The sequence below is a fragment of the Providencia zhijiangensis genome, from assembly GCF_030315915.2.
Lineage (GTDB): Bacteria > Pseudomonadota > Gammaproteobacteria > Enterobacterales > Enterobacteriaceae > Providencia > Providencia zhijiangensis.
The window spans coordinates 1,314,982-1,335,619 of sequence record NZ_CP135990.1 but is presented as its reverse complement, the minus strand read 5'-3'; the positions used below and the strand labels follow the sequence as shown (position 1 = coordinate 1,335,619).

The window sequence follows — 20,638 nt, the reverse complement described above, 5'->3', positions numbered from 1 at the left end:
CTATTCCCGAAATTATTCGCATTGAAACATGCGGTTATCCTAAAATAGTTCGTGTTGCAGCTAGGCGGCAAATGAGTGGATCCCCAGGAGCATACACAAGTATGTGACTGGGGTGCGCGAATGAAGCCAACAACGCTGCGGCGCGAAATATGAAGGGAGAACATGAAGAAAAGTACTTACTGGAAAAAAAACCTCTACATCGTCTGGTTCGGCTGCTTTCTAACGGGCGCTGCCTTCAGCTTGATCATGCCTTTTCTTCCTCTTTATATCGAAGAACTTGGTATTACTGACCATGGCTCTTTGAATTTATGGACGGGTGCCGTTTTCAGTATTACGTTTCTCTTTTCCGCTATTGCTGCCCCTTTTTGGGGACGCCTTTCTGACCGCCACGGTCGTAAACTAATGTTGCTGCGCTCTGCCCTTGGTATGGCGATTGTCATGGTGCTGATTGGCTTTGCGCAGAATATTTGGCAGCTTTTGGCTTTACGGGCACTTTTAGGCTTACTTGGAGGATTTGTTCCGAATGCCAATGCGCTGATTGCCACCCAAGTCCCCGTGAATAAAAGCGGTTGGGCGATGGGTGTCTTGGCAACTGGCGCGGTGAGCGGTGCATTGATTGGCCCACTGATTGGTGGATTACTGGCCGACCAATATGGATTGCGCCCAGTTTTCTTTATTACCGCTAGCGTGTTGTTTATCTGCTTTTTTGTCACACTTTTCTACGTCCGTGAGCGTTTTACCCCCGTTTCACGCAAAGATGCCTTATCCGGAAAACAAGTTTTTGCCTCTTTACGTAATAAAAACTTAGTGATCAGCCTATTTTTCACCACCATGATCATCCAAGCATCAATTGGTTCGATTAATCCGGTGATCACCTTGTATGTTCGGGAACTTTCAGACTCGATTGATAATCTTGCTTTTATCAGTGGGATTATTGCATCCATTCCCGGCGTTGCCGCGCTGATTAGTGCCCCTATGCTCGGTAAACTGAGCGACCGCATTGGACCTGACCGTGTTTTATTAGCGGTACTTGCCGCCTCAATTTTTGTTCTATTTCCGATGGGGCTCGTTAGCAGTTATTGGGAATTAGGCACTTTGCGCTTCTTACTCGGCGCCCTTAACGCCGCGCTGTTACCCGCCGTACAAACTTTAATTATTTATAATATTTCTCACCAAATCACTGGACGCATATTTAGCTACAACCAAGCTTTACGGGATGTGGGGAATGTCACTGGGCCTTTAATGGGTTCCTTTGTTGCAGCAACTTACGGGTTTAGAGCCGTGTTCTTCTTCACTGCCGTATTAGTGCTGGTCAACCTCATTTACTCTTGGCTTATCATTAGGAAGCAATCTGATGGTCTAAGAGCATCTCCCTCTAAAGAGTAATGTTAATGTGTCCCTTTTACGCCAAAACATAACTTTTTATTATCTTTTCCACGAAAAGTTTATAAGCGCAAAAAACATTTTGTAACATACTGTTTTTAATCAACTTAATCGATTCAAAAAACATTCTATTATTGTCAATAAAAATCCGTTATTCTGTGCCCCCTTATCGTAAGAATGAGAGTTACATCGAATTTTCATCTTAAAACTGACTTTCTTACGATAAATTCATTCTGCTTATTAGCAATTTTATAATAATGTATGCCGAAAATATGTTTGCAACACAGCATTAACATATCAATAAAAAACAGTGATGGAACTTTTGCTCCACATTCACAATTCGGCACAACCTCTTAAGTCACAACGTATTGGAGTTCACAGATGAGTCATTCTGCGACTAAAACTAAAACTTTTTTCGGGCATCCTTACCCGTTGAGTTCGCTTTTCCTCACCGAAATGTGGGAACGTTTTTCTTTCTATGGTGTTCGTCCTCTTTTAATCCTCTTTATGAGTGCAACTTTGTTGCAAGGTGGCATGGGGCTACCGATTGAACAAGCGTCTGCTATCGTGGGTATCTTCGCGGGTGGTGTTTATATCACATCATTACCGGGTGGCTGGCTCGCGGATAACTGGTTAGGTCAGCGTCGTGCCGTTTGGTATGGTTCTTTAATCATTGCATTGGGTCACTTATCGATAGCGCTGTCTGCGTTATTTACCAATACCTTCTTCTTCGTGGGACTGCTATTGATCGTATTAGGTACCGGTTTATTTAAAACCTGTATCACTGTAATGGTTGGAACCCTGTATAAGAAAGAAGATACACGTCGTGATGGTGGTTTCTCTCTGTTCTATATGGGTATCAATATGGGTTCATTTATTGCCCCATTAATTATCGGCCCATTACATGAAAAATACGGCTGGCATTTAGGCTTCGGTTTAGGTGGTTTGGGTATGTTAGTTGCCCTGCTTATCTTCCGTTTCTACGCGATCCCACAAATGCGTCGTTATGACAAAGAAGTCGGCTTAGATTCCACATGGAATCACCCTACCGTTCAACGTAAAAACGTCGGTAAATGGGTTGCGGTTGCCATGACTGCACTGGCTGTACTGGTGGTGTTAATCAATAATGGCACTATTCCATTCAACCCTTCAGTCATAGCAAAAAGCTCGGCTTACATTATCTCTACGTGTGTGGGCATCTACTTTATTTTCATGTTCTTCTGTGCAGGTTTGAACAGCAGTGAACGCTCTCGCTTACTGGCATGTTTAATTCTGTTAATTGCTGCGGCGTTCTTCTGGTCTGCATTTGAACAAAAGCCAACATCATTTAACATCTTTGCGCGTGACTATACCGATCGCCAATGGGGTAACTTCGAAATCCCAACGATTTGGTTCCAGTCAATCAACGCCTTATTCATCATTCTGTTAGCGCCTATTTTCAGCTGGTTCTGGCCTTCTTTGGCTAAGCGTAATCTGAACCCAAGCAGCATGACGAAGTTCGTTATTGGTATCCTGTTCGCCGCGGGTGGCTTTGCGGTCATGATGGTTGCAGCTAACCACGTTCTGGCAACACAAACTGGCGTTTCACCATTCTGGTTAGTCGGCAGTATTTTATTACTGACATTAGGTGAACTGTGCTTAAGCCCAATTGGCCTGGCAACCATGACATTACTTGCACCACAAAAAATGCGCGGTCAGGTGATGGGATTATGGTTCTGTGCAAGTGCGCTGGGTAACTTAGCAGCAGGTATCATGGGTGGTAATATCCGTAAAGACCAACTGGATTCAATGCCAGACCTGTTCTCCCACGTTTCTATCGCACTGGTTATTTGTGCTGTTGTGCTAGCAGCCCTGATTATTCCAGTCAGAAAAATGCTGCAAAACGCAGATAAAAACGAAGCAAAAGCGAAATAATATTATTCGTTATTAGATAGTCGTTGTTGGCGTAATAATCTCAACAATTATTGCGCCAACCTCTCCTCAATACCGCAAATCTCGTGCTACTCTTCCCTCACTTTTCTAATCATAATGAATTATTTCCGTTCAAGGATCTTTTACGATGAGCACACAGTCTGTTCCGGTTTATTATGTCGATACGTTCACTGATACCTTATTTCATGGTAACCCAGCCGCTATCGTTTTACTTGATGAGTGGCTTCCTGATGACAAGCTTATCGCTATCGCCGCCGAAATTAACTTATCTGAAACAGCCTTTCTGGTCGGTGAACATATCCGCTGGTTTACACCCGTAATGGAAGTTAAATTGTGTGGTCATGCGACCCTAGCCGCTTCGTATATTCTAAACAAGTTTAAGCAGCACCCGGCAAACCCTATTGTATTTCAGTCCTTATCTGGAGAACTGACGGTTCATAAAAATCAAGATGGCTTCACATTAGATTTCCCTATTTTAGATTGTGAACCTGCCGATATAAGCCAGTATCCACAATTAAGCGAGATCCTCGGTACCCCTATTTCCGAACTGTATTTAGCCAAAGACCGTTATATCTGCTTTGTTGATTCGCCAGAGCAAGTGCAGAATTGCCATCCAGATATGTTGCGTCTTGCGCAATTACCTTTGCAGGGATTAACCATTACCGCGAAAAGCACCGATAGCCTAGCCCACGACGAACAGTGTGACTTTGTATCTCGCTATTTTGCACCAGCCAAAGGTGTTAATGAAGATCCCGTCACTGGCACCTCTCACTGTGCGATTGCCCCACTTTGGGCTAAACGATTACAGAAAAACCCAGTATTAGGTCACCAGATTTCGGCTCGAGGTGGAAAAATACACTGCTTAATTGAACAAAATCGCGTCAAAATGACCGGAAAAGCAACACTCTTTTTAGCCGGAACGATTCACTTTTGATTAATCACTGTATTTATTTGTGATCAGGATTACACTTATCGGCAACATTAATGATATGTACATTAATGTTCCGGTAAGTAATTATTTTTACTGGTTCAAGTTTTTAAATAGTAAGAATTCAAAGAAAGTAAGGCTTAAATATGCGTTCCGATGTTGATGATGTAATCAAACAAAAAATTGAACAATCTGTTACCCATGTTTCTAAAGTGGTATTCCCAACCACCACTAACCACCATAGCACCCTGTTCGGTGGTACTGCATTAGCATGGATGGACGAAGTTTCCTTCATTACCGCGACCCGTTTTTGCCGCAAAAGATTGGTGACCGTCTCCACAGAAAAAATCAATTTTACCCACCCTATCCCATCAGGCACCATCGTTGAATTAGTCGGGGAAGTGATCCGAGTTGGTCGCACTAGCCTTACCGTTAATGTCTCTATCTTTTTAGAAGATATGTACGCTGAGGGACGAGAAGAAGTGATCCACGGGCAATTTAACTTCGTGGCAATTGATGAAAATGGCAAACCAACCCCATTGTTTGAGCGGTAAATGTTTGAACAGTAATCACCGCTCTCTATTTACCACCATTCACATTGGTAAATAAAAAATGTGCGCCCGATCATTAAGATAGAGCGCACATTATTCATATTCTCGACATTAAGCGAATGCTAAGAATGGAGAGATACACAGTAAAATTCCGGTAAAAATAATCAGATATAAAGAGATACCTTTATATTTATGCAGCATTGGGACTTTATAGACTAAATACGCTGGAATTAAACAACCCACCATCCCGAAAATTGGGCTACAGATGGATGTGAAGCTCAGCACTGGTGCGTTCAGGATAATCGCTCCCCATGCTAATAGCACAGCAAAAATCATAATGCCGTTCTTCACCCAATTTTCATTAATACGCTCAACTGGCATCATGCGTTGTAATATGTTCATCACAATGCCTTGGGTGGCTTCACGGAAACCTAAATAAACCCCAAAGAACGCGGTCATGACGGCAAAAATATTTAACATGACGCTGACAACAGTCACCCAACCACCCGGGAAGAATTTCGCCGCGATGGCTAATGCAGAAATATTTTGCTCATAGGCTTTCACTGCTTCGTCATGACCCATCGCTAACGTGAATGATACTGCGTAGAAAAAGACGGTACAGAATAAAACAATAAACGCAATATTCATTGCACGCAGGGCTTTATAACGTGCCACTTCGCGGTTCACGTTTTGGCTACGGAATGAAATCACCATTGGGCTTAATGTTTGAATAAACAGAATCGATGTTAATGTGAAAGGTAATGTGATGATTGCCTCTTTAAACAAGCGTCCAACTGGTGGCAATGAGCCCACATTATATAAGTGCCACATCCCGACCATGGAAATGCCCAATGCGGCAACCACAAATAATTTAGTCAGAACCATAAAGCTTGAAAGCTTAAATAGCAGTTTTTCACCGCGAGAAGAAATGGCGACTAAAATACAAATGAGCACTAAACCATACCAAGGACTTTCAGATAATAACTCATCCGTTACACCGAAAGTTTGAAAATAAGATGCGCTGTCATTGGTGATTGCCGTTGAATAAACAAACATCCAAATTACCAGCATAATAAAATAGAGTGCGCCAAGCAGCATACCCCAGTTCTTACCTAGATATCCGCTGATCACACTTGGATAATCTTTACATTCTGGTGATTCCGCCAGCGTATTAATAAACAGACGCTGAAACAAATACATTGCAGGATAACCGACAACGGATGAGAGCAAGAATACCCATAAGCCCATCAAGCCAACTTGTACGGGGAGAAAAACAATCCCCGCACCAATCGCCATCCCGATACTCATAATCACCCAACCAACATCTGTGCCATCAAACTTAGTGGCAGCACGCCATTGTTCTTGTGTCATACCTGCACGAGAAGCAGCCGTAGAAGCTTTTCCATCATCGACATTATCTATTGTAGGGATCGTAGCCATAATTACTCACTTAATATTGTTGAACTCTTAAAAGAGAATTTTTTTTGTTTTAGATGCGACTTAAGTGGTTATTTCTTTCAATAACCTTAATTATTTGCAGGCTATTATAATGATTCCATCATAGAGGATATGTGAGAGAAAAATTATCTCTTTATTAACCTATAAAACCCCCGATAAAGAGAATTTTTTTCTCTAAAAAGAGCAATCCGACGTAAATATCTCTATCTATCGACGGAAATAATCCCTATTAATTGTTTTTGGACGCAGTAATTATAACTCTTTGTTTTTAAAGACGTTAGTCTTTTAATAACCCATTAGTGATTATTAACAATTTCAACAATTATCCTTTTATTTCATGCTAAACATCACAAGACACCATGATAACCACTGCTATTCTTTGCAATAACTCCGTATTTTGTATTTCTCTTGTTAATTTTCGATATAAATAACTAGTTCGCTATTGGGAGTAACATTTAATTTTTACCCATTTATCGAGTGAAAGAGAATCGCTGCAGGCTTATTAATGAAGAAAAACATTTTGAATATTCACCCCTGAAGAGTAAAAAGCTCGTTTACTCTGTATTTTCGATGGAGCGTTGATATTTATAAATTATAGAAGTAGAGTATTTGATGCGTTGATAGTTATATCCTGTAGTTAATAACTGTTAACACCGTTTCGAGTTTATCTTGAAATAAGGATATTCATAGCCAACTTAAGATACGGAAAGCCTTATGTTACGATTATTGACCTTTATTTCTTTATTTATATTTTCAACGAATTTAACTTTCGCTGCCCCTGTTCCTCCCGAAGTCATTAAGCAAATTGAACAACAAGCACAAAAAGGGGATGTTAAAGCTCAGGTTATGCTAGGCATTGGTTACTATGTCGGTAACGAAATTAAGCAAGATTATCCGAAAGCCAAGAAATGGCTTACGATGGCCGCCAATAAAGGCAATGCGGATGCTCAACTATTTCTAGGTGATATGTATCTTAATGGTAATGGCGTTCAATCTGATTTTGAAACAGCTTATGGTTGGATTGAGAAATCGGCGAATAAGGGAAATCCTGAAGCCATAAACTATATGGGCCAATTCTATTACCAAGGTGCTGGCGTAAAACAAAATTATCTCGTAGCTTTTGAGTGGTTCCAAAAAGCAGCAGATAAAAAGTTCCCACCCGCTGAATATCAATTAGGAAAAATGCTACAAAATGGTGAAGGAACTGAGTTTAATGAAAAACTCGGTGCTGAATATATTGATAAAGCTTGTAAAGGTGGATTAAAACCCGCCTGCCCAGAAAAAGAAACCACAAAACCTAAAGCGCCTAAAAAATAATATTTTCTTTGAAAATCGGTGATACTCCCCTCATGTATTGCCGTTTTTCTATTGTCATTATTTCTATTATCTATTATCTATTTTTTATTCCCGTCAATTGCGTACTCCCGCTCACATCATTTTTAACCCAATTCAGTTAATATTAATTTATTAACAATCAATATGAAAAATGATTAAAATGTTCTAAACTTATAATATAAAAGAAAAAAGGAGATATTATGTACAATACAATTTTAGTTCCTATTGATGTTACCGAAGACGACCTCACCAAAATGTTAGTTCCGCATGTTAATGCAATGCAGAAACTAAACAATTCTACTGTTCATTTTTTAGCTGTGACTGCACCCATTTCCAATTACTTACGCTATGGCGGCACTATTTTGCCTGGTGACTTCCCGGATGATCAAAAACAAGCTGATATCATTCTGAAAGAGCTGCAAGAGAAAGTTAAACTGTTCTCTATCCCTGCAGATAAAGTGCAAGTAAAAGCGGTTGTAGGCTCAGTTAAAGATGAAATTTTGGCAACAGCTGAAGATATTAAAGCAGATGTGATTTTACTGGGCTCACGTCGCCCAAGTATGTCTACCTACTTATTAGGCTCCAATGCGGCTTCTGTTGTACGTTATGCGAAAACGAGCGTATTAGTGGTTCGCTAATCCATACGAAGGGTTAATAACCGCAGAAAGCTCTATTTTAACTCGTCGAATGGTTAGGGTTAAAGTTTGTTACACTAAAGGGCAATTCCATACAATTTATAAGCCCATTTATTCGACATTTAAGGTAAATTAGAGACTCATAAACATTTTCGTGACTATTTCACACCCTGCTCCTCAGAGCAGGGTTTTTTATGCCTCATTCAGGCATTATTGGCAGTTGGATATCACTGTTTCAACGCCGCTTTCATTACATTTTCAAAATCTTCCCATGAACAATACCCATTTTTATCAATCGGGCAATTTTTCAATTCAAGGGTAACGTGTTTTGGCGGAGTTGCTAAAGAGAGGTAAGCATTGTCTCGCAACTGATCTGCGGTTTGATACACATACTCAATCTTCACATAGTCCTTTTTCTCTTTTTTATCTGTCCAGCGTTGGAATACTAATTTACCGCCAATCGGTGTGTGCTCATATTGTTGAGGTAATTGGTATGGTTTGAAATCCATCGCAGACAACACTGAAGCAATATTTGAATCATGTCCCACTAAGAAAATAAATTTAGCGGTTTCGCCTTTATTGACAGAAACAAAACCTTTATCCATATAACTCAAAATTGGATGTGCCACATTTTTTGCGATAATTTTCGGTGTAAATAACGTTTCTTGATAACCATTTTTTAAGGTATTCAGCTTTTGCCATTTTTCATCGCTATTGACCATTCCCCATGCCACATCTTTCTCAGGGAAGCCTTCATAATATTGCAGGTCAATTGCATCGACGGCAGAGTTAGCCATCTTCAAAGGCCCACTCACACCCGGCTCTTTATCGGCTTCAATGATAAAGCTATTTTTGGGCGTGGCTAAATTACACAGTTTGTCTGTCGCGCACTTCTTCGAATCTTTTATATTGAGAACATTGTCAAGCTCATCGTAACCTGGCTTCAGGTTTAACCCTTTAAGGTGGGACTCCATCGCTTCAAGTGCTTGTTTTTTAAATTCAGGAGAGCTATTCGTAATGATAGGATTAAACACGGGATCCATCGTACCAATTTCCGGTTTATGATGGATATTCACTTTACAACCTGGGAATGCCCCTGCAGTAAAGAACTGCGCAGTTGCAATAGTTCGCTGTAGGCTATTCGTGTAAATATAGATATCATCGCTGCTGGTTGGACATAATTCATTCACAAATAATTTATTGCTATCGAGCCACTCTCTAAAATAGTGCCCCATATACACTTCGAGCGCCCCGCCCTTTGTCGTTAAATAGCCACTTTCAGCATCCCATGCGGGCCACTTTTTATCCGTTATTTCAGTCAGGATCCCTGTATTAACAATAGGAGTACGTAAATTATGACGACTTAGAACTAAAACTTGGTCTAATTCCATATTTTGTGAATTATCTGTACTTGCAAGTGCGGGGGCTATTGGTGCGAATAACGCCGCCGATAAACACACTGTTAGCATTTTATATTTCATCAGCATACTCCTACCATGGTTTTTAAATTGATTAACATAATCAAGCAATAAACACTGCAATAAAATAAAGTATAGTGCTTATATGAATTTCGGGAACATATCCTCTAATAATGAAGCAGTTATCTTTTTTTTCTGCGATTAATATCCCAAAAACGTCCCTTAACTAAAATAACCATCAAATATTGACATTCGCTACCCACAATTTAAGATGAATTTTCTCTATAAGGATAAAATGCAATGAATATTCAGCCCGCCACTGTCGAACATTACGATGAGATCCTTCATCTTTGGGAAGCCTCAGTAAGAGCAACTCATGATTTTCTGCCAGAAAAGAACATTGAAATGCTAAAAACACCCATTAGGGAACAATACTTACCTAATTTATCTGTTTTTGTGACTTTTGAACCTAATGGCAAAATAGCGGGCTTTTTAGGTACGGGTGAAAATCGTCTAGAAATGTTGTTTATTTCACCGCTTGCAAGAGGGACTGGCATCGGTAAACAACTACTGAATTACGCCATTGAACACTTAGGTGTTAATGAAGTCGATGTGAATGAGCAAAATCCGCAAGCGGTTGGTTTTTATCAACACATGGGATTTGTTCAATATGCGCGTTCCGAACTTGATGGGGAAGGAAATCCATTTCCTTTACTGCATATGCGATTAGCTAAATAGCGACAGATTGTTATAGATACTGGCTATTCATCACTGTATTCACCAGAAAATGGTTAAATACGTCATACTGACTCTGTGTGAAAGGCGTATTTAAGCTTAAAATTTCCAGCTTATGAGGTGAATACTGGGTGTTATAGCATGGGTGATGATGGACATAGTCATTTCTGACAAAACCATTTTTTTCATAGAAATGAAGGCGTTTTTTCGCAACTTCATCAACTAATGGGTCTATCTCTAACACTATCTGTGGGTACAACTGGCACAGTGCGGTCAACGATTTTTGACCGTAACCTGACCCACGAATATGTTGGTCAATAGCAAAGTGTTCAATATAGAAAAAGGCATCAATAACCCACCCACCGATAAACCCAACAAACTGATTATTATCAGTAATTTTATATAAATAGTATTGTTCTAGCGGAAGTAATGCCGCTCGCCCTGCATAAGAACGTTGTTCGTGATCAGGGAAGGAAATATCGTATAGCGCATTAATTAATTCATTATCGTGTTTATCATTTGCAGAAATTCTTACCAGTTCAACCATTTCCCCTCCGAAATCACTCAAGATAATCAATCTAAAATAAGACTTTTTTTAAACATAAAAAAGCCACTGTCATTGTGTAACCTTTTCGGTAACGTCAACAACAGTGGCTTATATTACTTAATTGACAGCCAAATTACTGGCTTTTTTCAGCTTCCGCTTTGGCTTCTTTCGCTTCAACATCACGATACCAACGTGGGTGATGTTTCTTCGCCCAGCGACGGCTAACTTTACCTTCAATCATGCCGTTGATAGATCCTTTAACCCAGAATGCCATATACATGTGGATTAAAATTGCATGGATCAAAATAATCGCCGCTAATGCGTGAACCAAAATACTCCAACGCACCATCCAGATTGGGAATAAATGCGCGAAATAAGGACGCCACATGATAATCCCGGTGATCAAAAGTACAAAAATCATACTCATGATACTCCAGAACATCATTTTTTGACCGGCGTTGTATTTGCCCACATCAGCCACTTTATGTTCGTTACCTTTGAGAACTTGAACAATATTCAGTAGCCAAGGAACATCTTTTCTATCTGGAATATTGTGTTTTACAAAGCGCACAAACATAAACATCAGCACGACGAAAATAAGTACACCGAAGAAAGGATGCAAAATTCGTCCCATCTGTGGCGTACCGAAGGTTTCAGTCAACCACTTCAAGGTTGGGAAAAACAGTGCAATACCCGACAATGCGACTAAGAAGAAGCTGATAACCACTGTCCAGTGGCACGCTCGGTCAATAAATTTAGTCCGAACGATCATTTTGCTCTTTTTACTCATGGTCATCTTTCTCCTCTTCATCATCCACTTCTTTGTTTGGACCAATACCCACATAGTGGAAAATCAGCCCTGCAAATGTGGCGATAAAGCCCGCTACCGATAATGGTTTCAGGATGCTTTGCCATAGATTAATTGGTGTATCAATCTGTGGGTCTTTTGGTAATCCGTGATAAAGCTCAGGTTTATCCGCATGATGTAGCACGTACACCACATGGGTTCCCCCAACACCTTCAGGATCATAAATACCAGCTTGGGCATAACCCCGTTTTTGCAGTTTTTCAACACGCTCAGCGCCGTATTCCAGCATTTCGTTTTTCGTACCAAAACGAATCGCACCTGTTGGGCAGGTTTTCACACAAGCCGGTTCTTGTCCTACAGCGACACGGTCAACGCATAACGTACATTTGTACACACGATTATCTTTTGGATTTAATCGTGGAATGTTGAACGGGCAACCCGCGATACAGTAACCACAACCAATACAGTGTTCCGATTGGAAATCCACAATACCGTTAGCATATTGAATAATCGCACCCGCAGATGGGCATGACTTCAAGCAACCTGGATCGGTACAGTGCATACAGCCATCCTTACGGATAAGCCATTCCAATTTGCCTTGCTCACTGACTTCGCTAAAACGCATCACCGTCCAAGATTTAGCACTTAAATCGGTTGGGTTATCGTAAACCCCAACGCAGTGCCCGACTTCATCACGGATATCGTTCCATTCCGAACATGCCACCTGACAGGCTTTACAGCCGATGCAGGATGACACATCAATCAGTTTGCAGACTTCAAATTTATCGTCACGCGCCTGTGGTGGAGGCGTAATGCTATTGGTCGCGGAACGTTTAATAATGTCTTGAGATTGCATGGACATAGTTCCCTCCCTTACGCCTTCTCAATGTTAACTAAAAACGCTTTATACTCAGGAGTCTGAGAGTTAGCGTCCCCTACAGATGGCGTTAACGTGTTAGTAATAAAGCCTTTTTGCGTTGCACCTTCAAAGCCCCAGTGAATAGGTAGACCCACTGTTTCAATCGGTTTACCGTCAACCATCAGGGTTTGCAGACGTGGTGTTACCACGGCAATCGCTTTAATAAAGCCACGTTTACTGCTGACTTTAACCTTATCACCTAAGGCGATGCCTTTGGCTTTGGCTAAGGTTTCACTGATTTCCACAAACTGCTCTGGCTGAGCAATGGCGTTTAAGCGCGCATGCTTCGTCCAAGTGTGGAAATGCTCCGTTAAGCGATAAGTGGTTCCGACATACGGGAATTCTTTATGATCGCCAAGACGTTTCTTGTCATCTTCAAAAATTCGCGCAGCAGGGTTAGAGACCACATTTGGATGCAGAGGGTTAGTTCCCAATGGCGTTTCAAATGGCTCGTAGTGCTCAGGGAATGGACCTTCAGCCATCTTATCAATGGCAAACAGACGACCTAAACCTTCTGGTTGCATAATAAATGGCCCAGTACCAACTTCTGGAGCTGACGCGTTAAAGTCAGGCACATCGTTTCCGACCCACTTCTTACCGTTCCACTCAATCAGAACCAGATCTTTATTCCATGGCTTACCTTTGGTATCACAAGAGGCGCGGTTATAGATAACTCGGCGGTTTAATGGCCATGCCCATGCCCAACCCAATGTATTACCAATACCGGATGGGTCGCTGTTATCGCGATTCGCCATCTGGTTACCTTTCTCAGTCCAGCTACCGGTGTAGATCCAGCAAGAAGACGCCGTTGAACCATCAGCGCGTAACAACGCGAATGAATTCAGAAGCTCGCCTTTTTTCGCTTGTAAGTTGCCATCAGCATCATATAAGTCGACCAGTGCAACCCCGTTGTTCTCTTTCGCCACTTCTTCCGATTCCGGATGGAATTGACGTTTATAATCCCAACGCATTTGCAACAATGGCTCGCGACCTTTACCGCCTTCTTGTTCATACATCTCACGGATTTTATGCAAAATACCCGTTAAGATCTGACCATCGTTACGTGCTTCACCCGGGGCGTCCGCCGCTTTCCAGTGCCACTGTAGCCAGCGACCGGAGTTAGCAATGGAGCCATCTTCTTCCGCAAAACAGGTTGAAGGTAGACGGAAAACTTCCGTTTGAATGGAAGCAGGATCAACGTCATTCATTTCGCCGTGATTCTGCCAGAAGTTCGCTGTTTCGGTGGTTAATGGGTCAACCACGATTAAATATTTCAGCTTACTTAAGCAGCTAACCACTTTGTTTTTATCTGGGAACGAGGCAACTGGGTTAAAGCCTTGGCAGATGTAACCGGTGACTTTATCTTTGCTCATCATGTCGAAATACTTCATGACATCATAAGCTTGATCCCATTTAGGTAGCCAATCAAAGCCCCATTGGTTCTCTGGTTGAGCGGCATCACCGTAGAATGACTTCATCAAACTGACGAAGAATTTCGGATAATTGCTCCAGTAGTTAACCTGATTAGGTAATGTGGCTTTTGGCGTATTCGCGGCTAAATAACTATCAACATCTAACTGTTTTTCTGATGGCAGTGTTAAATAGCCCGGCAGGCTCGTCGATAGCAGACCTAAATCCGTTAAACCTTGAATGTTTGAGTGTCCACGCAGCGCATTCACCCCACCACCACAAATCCCCATGTTGCCTAAAAGCAACTGGATCATCGCCATGGTACGAATGTTTTGTGCGCCCACTGTATGCTGAGTCCAACCTAATGCATACAGGAATGTCCCCGCTTTATCTGCGGCGCTCGTGGTTGCTAGAATTTCACACACTTTTAAGAAATCTGCTTGCGATGTACCACAGATCCGTTCAACCATTTCAGGGGTATAGCGGGAAACGTGTTTTCTTAGCAGATTCCAAACACAGCGCGGATCTTGCAGCGTGTCATCACGTAATGCATGACCATTTTCATCAAACTTATAGTTCCAACTGGTTTTGTCATAACGACCTTTTTCAGCGTCATAGCCACTGAATAAGCCATCGTTAAAGTCAAAATCATCTCTGACAATCAAAGATGCGTTGGTATAGTTCTGAACGTATTCCGCGTTTATCTTATTATTTTCGATTAGATAAAGTAGAACACCAGAAAGGAAGGTAATATCCGTTCCTGAACGAATTGGCACGTAATGATCGGCCACCGATGCGGTACGCGTGAAACGCGGATCTACCACAATCAGAGTTGCATCATTATTGTTTTTCGCTTCAATCGCCCAACGGAATCCGACAGGGTGAGCTTCAGCGGCGTTACCGCCCATCACCATAATCACATTGGCGTTTTTAATATCAACCCAGTGGTTGGTCATCGCACCGCGACCAAATGTTGGAGCAAGACTTGCTACCGTTGGTCCGTGTCAGACACGCGCTTGGTTGTCGACCGCTAACATACCGAGCGATCGTGCGAATTTTTGGGTTAACATCCCCGTTTCATTGCTAGCCGCAGAGGCGCAAAGCATCCCTGTCGATAACCAGCGATTGACAGTGGCGCCTTGTTCATTTTTTTCAATAAAGTTGGCATCACGGTCATCTTTCATTAAGCGGGCAATACGCGTAAAGGCATCGTCCCAGCTAATGCGTTCCCACTTATTCGAGCCTGGTGCACGATATTCAGGATAACGTAAACGACTGTCACTACGAATGTAATCCAGCAACCCCGCCCCTTTCGGGCACAGAGCACCGCGATTCACTGGATGATCCGCATCACCCTCGACGTGGAAGATGGCAGAGCGAGCATTCATTGCCCCATCACCCATACTATAAATCAGCAATCCACAACCCACGGAACAATAGGTACAAGTATTACGCGTTTCTTTCGAACGCAATAATTTATTTTCACGTACATTAGCCATTGCCATTCCTGGCATAAAACCTAACGCAGCTACAGTTGTACCTGCCATCCCGCCGGCGCAGATTTTAAAAAACTTTCTGCGACTGACGTTCATTATTAACCTCTTTTTATTTTTGTATATTCGCGGGAGAGAATATCAGTCACTTGTAATTAGATATTGCCTAAAATCAATGAAAGTGAAAATAAAGGTTAATTAATGTCATTTAGGTAGTTAATTAGCCATTAAAAATACCACTTAATGAGTAATTATTGTTAAATTGATTTGGATCAATTAGATAGATTATTTGAATTAAGTAACAAATTAAGTTAAATAAAGATAATGCAAATGAATTTTAATTAGATTAGAAAATGTTTTCTATATTGTGGTTTATACCTACATTAAAATAAATAACCAATCCATATATTAAGCTAGATATTTAAAATTAACTTAATATATGGATAATTATTATTTCCAACCGCTAATAATAATACCCGCACCAAGTAAAACCACCAGCGCACCAATCCAATCTGTAGCGGCAAGGGAAACACCATCAACGACTTTTAGCCAGATCAATGCCGTCACAATATAAATGCCTCCATAGGTCGCATAAATACGTCCGCTGGCTTCAGGGTGTAACGTTAACAACCAAACAAACAGCATTAAGCTGAGTACTGTGGGTACTAACAACCAAATACTCCCCTGTTTTTTCATCCATAAATAAGGGAAGTAGCATCCTAAAATTTCTGCTAGCGCAGTTAAAAAAAATAATCCAATAATTTTTAATGACATAAAAATGTTTCTTCTCAATAAAATCACTATTTATGCCACCTAATAATCGGCGGCATATTGTTTAAGCTTGCTTAACAAATAGCAGTGATACACGTCTTGCAATAGGCAAAACAAATAATACGGTTGGGAATGCAATCATCCATGAAATAGCCCATGAACTAATCCAAGGCGCATAAATTTCGGAGGTGAATCCCAGTGCACGAAGAGTACTTATTAGCGAAACAATGCCGCTCATCACCAAAGATAAAAAGAAAGGCACCAGAAAAAACAGGGCACGCATAGGAAGTTTAGGAATACCTAAAATATAGTTACGATCTTGAAAGGACATACAGTCTCCATTAATCAGCGGATACACAACAGCATATAACTGTTGGTGCAACAAAGTTATATGCGTTGATTAACGTAAACGCTTACGAGTCATAGAGACCAATTGAGAATCATTCTAATCTTTAATGATATTTTGTCAATACACCTTTTAACATCCTATTTACTCAATTTTATGCAGATTATCCTGATAAGAAATTAAGCACTTCACTATTGCAAATTCTACCTATCCATTTATTATACATCGTATAATAAATCAGAGAGAGAATGCAGTGGTGACTACTGGACATGTTTTTATTGCAACCAGCCTTGATGGCTTTATAGCTCGTGAAAACGGCGATATCAGCTGGTTACTTGAATTAGATTCAACTGGTGAAGATCACGGTTATGATGCATTTATTGCTAATATTGATGTGATTATTATGGGTAGAGGCACCTACGAGACAATAAAACATATTCAACCTTGGTTTTATAATCGTCCGGTCATTGTACTATCAAAAATACTCACTCAAGAAGCTATCCCTAAAGAATTAATAGGAAAAGTACGCTTCGTTGACCTATCCCCTAAAGAAGTCATGCAGATGCTAAAAGCAGAGGGATATCATCACGCCTATATTGATGGCGGAAAAGTGGTTCAATCTTTTATTTCTGAAGGATTGATCCATGATCTTATCATCACTCGAGTCCCCATTTTATTGGGTACTGGTCGCCCATTGTTTGGTAAAATTCCTAACGATATTCACTTATACCATACACAAACTAAAATCTTTGATTCTGGATTTATCCAATCCCACTATGAAATAAAAAAGTCCTCGAATGAAGGTCAATAATAATGGATAAAGCATTGATAGCAAAAACACAAACAGTGAGGTCGGTAGGACGCCCAAATAAGAAACAACCAAAAATATCAGCAGAGACGATTGTCAGTGCGGCAATAATATTTATTGATTCCCATGGATTTTCAGCACTCAGTATGCGAGCGCTCGCCAAAGAAATGGGCATTAACCCTATGACAATTTATTACTATTTTGAAGACAAAGAGTGTTTAGTCAAAGCGATTGCTAACCAGGTTTACGCTAAGGTAATACCTTGTTTATCGGGAACACCCATCGAACAAATAAAGTACCTATTAACTGAATATCGAGAACGTATTGTGCGTTATCCTGAATTAACGTTATCAATATTTTATCACCCAAATGCTTTTCCTGAAGAGGCACTGCGAATAACCAATACCCTTATCAAGCTTGCGATGGAATTAAAATACTCTCTAGAGCAAGCCACACTTTGGGTACATATTTTGGTTGATTTTACTCATGGTTCTGCACTAGCAGTAGCAAAAAGGAAAACTAATACTGAAGAAAATAGAAAGGAAAATGAGCTGATTTATTATCATCAAGCTATCGATAATTTATTGGTAAGAATAAAAGAATAAAAATTAAAAGAGAAAGTGCGGTTTCCCCTTTCTCTTCATCGAATTAACTTACTTTTTCGTTGCTAAAATCACACTAGACGCTTTCACGATAGCCGTGACTTTACTGCCTGCCGCCAATTTCATCTCAGCAACACTGTTATTTGTTACCACTGCAGATAATTTAGTGCCTGCCCCAGTCGTCAAATGGACAACCGCATTCACACTGCCCGTTTCAATTGCATCAATACGCCCAGTGAACTGGTTACGAGCCGAAAAGAGATACTCGTGATCATCCGAAACTAAGACAACCCATGGCGCTTTAATAATGGCAACAGCCTGCTTGCCTTTTGCCAAGCCTAGCAGCTGGGTGCTATTTTTCGTGATCACTGCAGAAATTGTTTCACCATTACCTAAGCTTAAAACTACTTCATCATTAACGGCACCAGCCAAAACTGATTCGACCGTTCCTGTCAGCTGATTACGTGCTGAAATTGACATAGAAAACCCCATTTAATGGAAGACGAGTGAATATTGAAACGATAGTAAGCTTTTTAAATAGAGTTTACAAACTACCCAGCTTCCTCATTTTTACAAATCAGCAATGAATCACAATTAACGCTATAACCCCGTCATTTTGTAGAAAAAATCGCTGATAAATTTAACTGTGATGCGCTTTTATGGCATTAATTTGCCGAACAACCTGTCGTAAACGGTGCTTTTGTGGTTAAAGCCGCTATCGCTTCGCGATAACAAAGCTCCAGTTTTGCTCGGCTATCCGCCGTAATATCCAGATCCACCAAATAACCATCATTAATACCGTAGATCCAACCGTGAACCATAATATCCTGCCCTCTTTTCCATGCAGATTGCAATACAGTGGAATGGCCCAGATTATAAACTTGCTCAATTACGTTCAATTCACATAAGCGATTAATACGCTCTGTTGGTTTGAGCTCACCTAACATTCGGCTATGTTTAAACCAAATATCTCGAATGTGCAGCAGCCAATTATCAATTAAACCTAATTCCTTATTGTTAATCGCAGCCTCAACACCACCACAGCCATAATGTCCACAGACAATAATATGCTCCACTTTAAGCACATCAATAGCATATTGGATAGCAGATAAACAATTGAGATCTGTGTGAACCACGAGATTCGCGATATTCGATGAACAAACAGATCACCGGGGCCAACTTTAATTAATTTTTCAGAAGGTACTCGGCTATCTGAGCAACCAATCCATAAAAATTTAGGTTGTTGGTCTTTTGATAATTGTCGAAAAAAGCCGGGGTCTTGTTCTTTAATCGACGTTGCCCATTCCCTGTTATTCACAAATAGTTCTTTAATTTTATCCATCGCCATGTGGCACGCTCACTTACAAATCTTGCTATAGATGATATTTAAAACTTGTTTATAAAAACGCAGTCAATTTAATTAATGTACCTAAATTTACCAGAAGATTACTCTCAATCGGTTAATATGCAAAAAACACTTCATAACCAATGATAGCCTCTACATTACATTCGTCATTAATTTGCTTATTTTTCGCTTGATTCTTCCGCCATTTGCATTTTTAGCCAAAAGGCTTGTTGGCATGCGTTAAAAAACTCTTTTCTGATAGGTAAAACAAGATGCTCCGCAGGATCAATAACCTGCCAAATAATCCAGCGCTCAGGGCATTGGCTATCATTGTCTGGAATGGAAAGCTCAATTTCTTCAGTACATTGAAGAATAACACCATCATGGAAACGCCACTGCCGGATAACTTGCATAACTTCCGACTGGGTATCTTGCTGGCGCTGATCAAAAATAACTTCACATGCGGCCTGCTTTTTCATGGTGCCTAATATGTATTTTGCTAACATTGTTTCATTTCTGCCATAAAAATATCGTGCCAATGGTATGCTTAAACAATCTTTATAAACACCTAAAAATCTTAACTCCGTAAAATAATTAGATATCAATTACAAAGTCTAAATAAAACCTAAAGATTACCGTTAATCCTATATCCTCCATGACACTTAAATTGTACGTTAATTTATCATTTCAAAAACGAAAGGTTTGTTATGTTTAAAAAATTACTTTTATCCCTTATTTTAAGCGGTACGGTTGTTTCTGGAGCAATGGCTAATTCAAGCTGTTTACCTGTGACGGATCAAAGTTTAACAAAAAGCGGTTTACCAACCCCTAAAAATAGTACCTCTTTTGCAAACTACACTGAGGTCACTAATAGCGTTTTCAGTGCCATAACTAAAGATATGACCTCAGAAGAGAGAAATGATGTTGTGTGTACCAAAGATGCCTTTAGCTATTCTATCTATATGTCTAATGAGCAAAAAATCGCGAAAGTGTGTGAAACAAAAAGCGGTTGTGATGATTTAAAAACCATTTTCCTTGTTATTGCAAATATTGATATCAATGATGGCACTGAAGCCAAGTTAAAAGCGGCAATGGCAAAATCAGGGATCACCGAAACCAATATCAGAGATACCCCAGTAAAACTAGAGCAATTTATTGGTCAATATGAAACGCAGTTTACCCAGCATTTTGGTGATTTAGAGTAAGGTTGCTTT

Annotated in this window: 20 protein-coding genes and 1 pseudogene; 10 read left to right on the top strand and 11 right to left on the bottom strand. The window is 40.5% G+C overall.

Annotated features, from left to right (window positions below; translation table 11 throughout):
- Nucleotides 1-162: 162 nt before the first annotated feature.
- The 4 genes from mdtG (at nt 163) to QS795_RS05975 (ending at nt 4,797) form a co-directional block, all read left to right on the top strand.
- Complete coding sequence (gene mdtG / locus QS795_RS05990; RefSeq protein WP_286269229.1) at nt 163-1,386, top strand: multidrug efflux MFS transporter MdtG; 1,224 nt, start codon at nt 163-165, stop codon at nt 1,384-1,386.
- Nucleotides 1,387-1,764: 378 nt separating this feature from the next.
- Nucleotides 1,765-3,297, top strand: a complete 1,533-nt coding sequence (locus QS795_RS05985) for a peptide MFS transporter (protein WP_286269227.1) — start codon at nt 1,765-1,767, stop codon at nt 3,295-3,297.
- A 145-nt stretch (nt 3,298-3,442) separates the two neighbouring features.
- A complete protein-coding gene (locus QS795_RS05980) occupies nt 3,443-4,249 on the top strand; it encodes a PhzF family phenazine biosynthesis protein (protein WP_318627044.1) in 807 nt (268 codons plus the stop codon).
- A 140-nt stretch (nt 4,250-4,389) separates the two neighbouring features.
- The gene (locus QS795_RS05975; RefSeq protein WP_154604203.1) at nt 4,390-4,797 is read left to right on the top strand and encodes an acyl-CoA thioesterase; all 408 of its coding nucleotides are present in this window, start codon (nt 4,390-4,392) and stop codon (nt 4,795-4,797) included.
- Between the two features lie 108 nt (nt 4,798-4,905).
- On the opposite strand, the gene QS795_RS05970 is transcribed toward QS795_RS05975, so the two are convergent.
- Nucleotides 4,906-6,234, bottom strand: coding sequence for an SLC5/6 family protein (locus tag QS795_RS05970; RefSeq protein WP_286269222.1), 1,329 nt, complete (start codon nt 6,232-6,234; stop codon nt 4,906-4,908).
- Nucleotides 6,235-6,966: 732 nt separating this feature from the next.
- On the opposite strand from QS795_RS05970, the gene QS795_RS05965 reads away from it, so the two are divergent.
- Both QS795_RS05965 and QS795_RS05960 read left to right on the top strand, forming a co-directional pair.
- The gene (locus tag QS795_RS05965) at nt 6,967-7,569 is read left to right on the top strand and encodes a tetratricopeptide repeat protein (RefSeq protein WP_154604205.1); all 603 of its coding nucleotides are present in this window, start codon (nt 6,967-6,969) and stop codon (nt 7,567-7,569) included.
- Nucleotides 7,570-7,787: 218 nt separating this feature from the next.
- Entirely contained in the window at nt 7,788-8,225 is a 438-nt protein-coding gene (locus QS795_RS05960) for a universal stress protein (protein WP_036951577.1), read from the top strand.
- Nucleotides 8,226-8,449: 224 nt separating this feature from the next.
- Here the strand turns inward: QS795_RS05960 and agp are convergent, their stop codons facing one another.
- Entirely contained in the window at nt 8,450-9,703 is a 1,254-nt protein-coding gene (gene agp, locus QS795_RS05955) for a bifunctional glucose-1-phosphatase/inositol phosphatase (RefSeq protein ID WP_154604206.1), read from the bottom strand.
- A 237-nt stretch (nt 9,704-9,940) separates the two neighbouring features.
- On the opposite strand from agp, the gene QS795_RS05950 reads away from it, so the two are divergent.
- Nucleotides 9,941-10,378 (top strand): GNAT family N-acetyltransferase, encoded by a 438-nt coding sequence (locus tag QS795_RS05950; RefSeq protein WP_286269217.1) that lies wholly within the window; start codon nt 9,941-9,943, stop codon nt 10,376-10,378.
- Between the two features lie 10 nt (nt 10,379-10,388).
- Here the strand turns inward: QS795_RS05950 and QS795_RS05945 are convergent, their stop codons facing one another.
- The 6 genes from QS795_RS05945 to QS795_RS05920 all read right to left on the bottom strand — a co-directional run bounded on the left by QS795_RS05945 (nt 10,389) and on the right by QS795_RS05920 (nt 16,654).
- The gene (locus tag QS795_RS05945) at nt 10,389-10,922 is read right to left on the bottom strand and encodes a GNAT family N-acetyltransferase (RefSeq protein ID WP_286269215.1); all 534 of its coding nucleotides are present in this window, start codon (nt 10,920-10,922) and stop codon (nt 10,389-10,391) included.
- Nucleotides 10,923-11,055: 133 nt separating this feature from the next.
- Nucleotides 11,056-11,712: a formate dehydrogenase-N subunit gamma gene (fdnI, locus tag QS795_RS05940; protein ID WP_154604209.1), complete on the bottom strand. Its 657-nt coding sequence runs from the start codon at nt 11,710-11,712 to the stop codon at nt 11,056-11,058.
- Complete coding sequence (fdxH, locus tag QS795_RS05935; RefSeq protein WP_165906918.1) at nt 11,705-12,592, bottom strand: formate dehydrogenase subunit beta; 888 nt, start codon at nt 12,590-12,592, stop codon at nt 11,705-11,707. Before fdxH ends, fdnI begins: the two co-directional genes overlap by 8 nt.
- Before the next feature lie 11 nt (nt 12,593-12,603).
- Complete coding sequence (gene fdnG / locus QS795_RS05930) at nt 12,604-15,651, bottom strand: formate dehydrogenase-N subunit alpha (protein WP_154604210.1); 3,048 nt, start codon at nt 15,649-15,651, stop codon at nt 12,604-12,606.
- A gap of 351 nt (nt 15,652-16,002) precedes the next feature.
- Nucleotides 16,003-16,326, bottom strand: coding sequence for a YnfA family protein (locus QS795_RS05925; RefSeq protein WP_154604211.1), 324 nt, complete (start codon nt 16,324-16,326; stop codon nt 16,003-16,005).
- A gap of 61 nt (nt 16,327-16,387) precedes the next feature.
- A complete protein-coding gene (locus QS795_RS05920; protein WP_154604212.1) occupies nt 16,388-16,654 on the bottom strand; it encodes a DUF2798 domain-containing protein in 267 nt (88 codons plus the stop codon).
- Between the two features lie 271 nt (nt 16,655-16,925).
- Here QS795_RS05920 and QS795_RS05915 point away from each other — a divergent pair, with 271 nt between their 5' ends.
- Both QS795_RS05915 and QS795_RS05910 read left to right on the top strand, forming a co-directional pair.
- On the top strand, nt 16,926-17,480 hold the full coding sequence (locus QS795_RS05915; protein WP_286269541.1) for a dihydrofolate reductase family protein: 555 nt from the start codon (nt 16,926-16,928) through the stop codon (nt 17,478-17,480).
- A 2-nt stretch (nt 17,481-17,482) separates the two neighbouring features.
- The gene (locus QS795_RS05910) at nt 17,483-18,082 is read left to right on the top strand and encodes a TetR/AcrR family transcriptional regulator (protein WP_286269203.1); all 600 of its coding nucleotides are present in this window, start codon (nt 17,483-17,485) and stop codon (nt 18,080-18,082) included.
- A gap of 48 nt (nt 18,083-18,130) precedes the next feature.
- Here the strand turns inward: QS795_RS05910 and QS795_RS05905 are convergent, their stop codons facing one another.
- The 3 genes and pseudogenes from QS795_RS05905 to QS795_RS05895 all read right to left on the bottom strand — a co-directional run bounded on the left by QS795_RS05905 (nt 18,131) and on the right by QS795_RS05895 (nt 19,930).
- Nucleotides 18,131-18,559 (bottom strand): TOBE domain-containing protein, encoded by a 429-nt coding sequence (locus QS795_RS05905; RefSeq protein ID WP_272521226.1) that lies wholly within the window; start codon nt 18,557-18,559, stop codon nt 18,131-18,133.
- Nucleotides 18,560-18,744: 185 nt separating this feature from the next.
- Nucleotides 18,745-19,427 (bottom strand): annotated as a pseudogene (gene can / locus QS795_RS05900) (carbonate dehydratase).
- A 176-nt stretch (nt 19,428-19,603) separates the two neighbouring features.
- Nucleotides 19,604-19,930: a hypothetical protein gene (locus tag QS795_RS05895; protein ID WP_286269196.1), complete on the bottom strand. Its 327-nt coding sequence runs from the start codon at nt 19,928-19,930 to the stop codon at nt 19,604-19,606.
- Between the two features lie 201 nt (nt 19,931-20,131).
- Between QS795_RS05895 and QS795_RS05890 the strand changes: the two genes are divergently transcribed.
- Nucleotides 20,132-20,629 carry a hypothetical protein gene (locus QS795_RS05890; RefSeq protein WP_286269194.1) on the top strand — a complete coding sequence of 166 codons (498 nt, stop codon included), beginning with the start codon at nt 20,132-20,134 and terminating at the stop codon, nt 20,627-20,629.
- Nucleotides 20,630-20,638 lie beyond the last annotated feature (9 nt).

Bases quoted from the DNA above. Each gene is read 5' to 3' on its own strand.
- mdtG (WP_286269229.1), top strand. From the start codon at position 163: ATGAAGAAAAGTACTTACTGGAAAAAAAACCTCTACATCGTCTGGTTC.
- QS795_RS05985 (WP_286269227.1), top strand. From the start codon at position 1,765: ATGAGTCATTCTGCGACTAAAACTAAAACTTTTTTCGGGCATCCTTAC.
- QS795_RS05980 (WP_318627044.1), top strand. From the start codon at position 3,443: ATGAGCACACAGTCTGTTCCGGTTTATTATGTCGATACGTTCACTGAT.
- QS795_RS05975 (WP_154604203.1), top strand. From the start codon at position 4,390: ATGCGTTCCGATGTTGATGATGTAATCAAACAAAAAATTGAACAATCT.
- QS795_RS05970 (WP_286269222.1), bottom strand. From the start codon at position 6,234: ATGGCTACGATCCCTACAATAGATAATGTCGATGATGGAAAAGCTTCT.
- QS795_RS05965 (WP_154604205.1), top strand. From the start codon at position 6,967: ATGTTACGATTATTGACCTTTATTTCTTTATTTATATTTTCAACGAAT.
- QS795_RS05960 (WP_036951577.1), top strand. From the start codon at position 7,788: ATGTACAATACAATTTTAGTTCCTATTGATGTTACCGAAGACGACCTC.
- agp (WP_154604206.1), bottom strand. From the start codon at position 9,703: ATGAAATATAAAATGCTAACAGTGTGTTTATCGGCGGCGTTATTCGCA.
- QS795_RS05950 (WP_286269217.1), top strand. From the start codon at position 9,941: ATGAATATTCAGCCCGCCACTGTCGAACATTACGATGAGATCCTTCAT.
- QS795_RS05945 (WP_286269215.1), bottom strand. From the start codon at position 10,922: ATGGTTGAACTGGTAAGAATTTCTGCAAATGATAAACACGATAATGAA.
- fdnI (WP_154604209.1), bottom strand. From the start codon at position 11,712: ATGAGTAAAAAGAGCAAAATGATCGTTCGGACTAAATTTATTGACCGA.
- fdxH (WP_165906918.1), bottom strand. From the start codon at position 12,592: ATGTCCATGCAATCTCAAGACATTATTAAACGTTCCGCGACCAATAGC.
- QS795_RS05925 (WP_154604211.1), bottom strand. From the start codon at position 16,326: ATGTCATTAAAAATTATTGGATTATTTTTTTTAACTGCGCTAGCAGAA.
- QS795_RS05920 (WP_154604212.1), bottom strand. From the start codon at position 16,654: ATGTCCTTTCAAGATCGTAACTATATTTTAGGTATTCCTAAACTTCCT.
- QS795_RS05910 (WP_286269203.1), top strand. From the start codon at position 17,483: ATGGATAAAGCATTGATAGCAAAAACACAAACAGTGAGGTCGGTAGGA.
- QS795_RS05905 (WP_272521226.1), bottom strand. From the start codon at position 18,559: ATGTCAATTTCAGCACGTAATCAGCTGACAGGAACGGTCGAATCAGTT.
- QS795_RS05895 (WP_286269196.1), bottom strand. From the start codon at position 19,930: ATGTTAGCAAAATACATATTAGGCACCATGAAAAAGCAGGCCGCATGT.
- QS795_RS05890 (WP_286269194.1), top strand. From the start codon at position 20,132: ATGTTTAAAAAATTACTTTTATCCCTTATTTTAAGCGGTACGGTTGTT.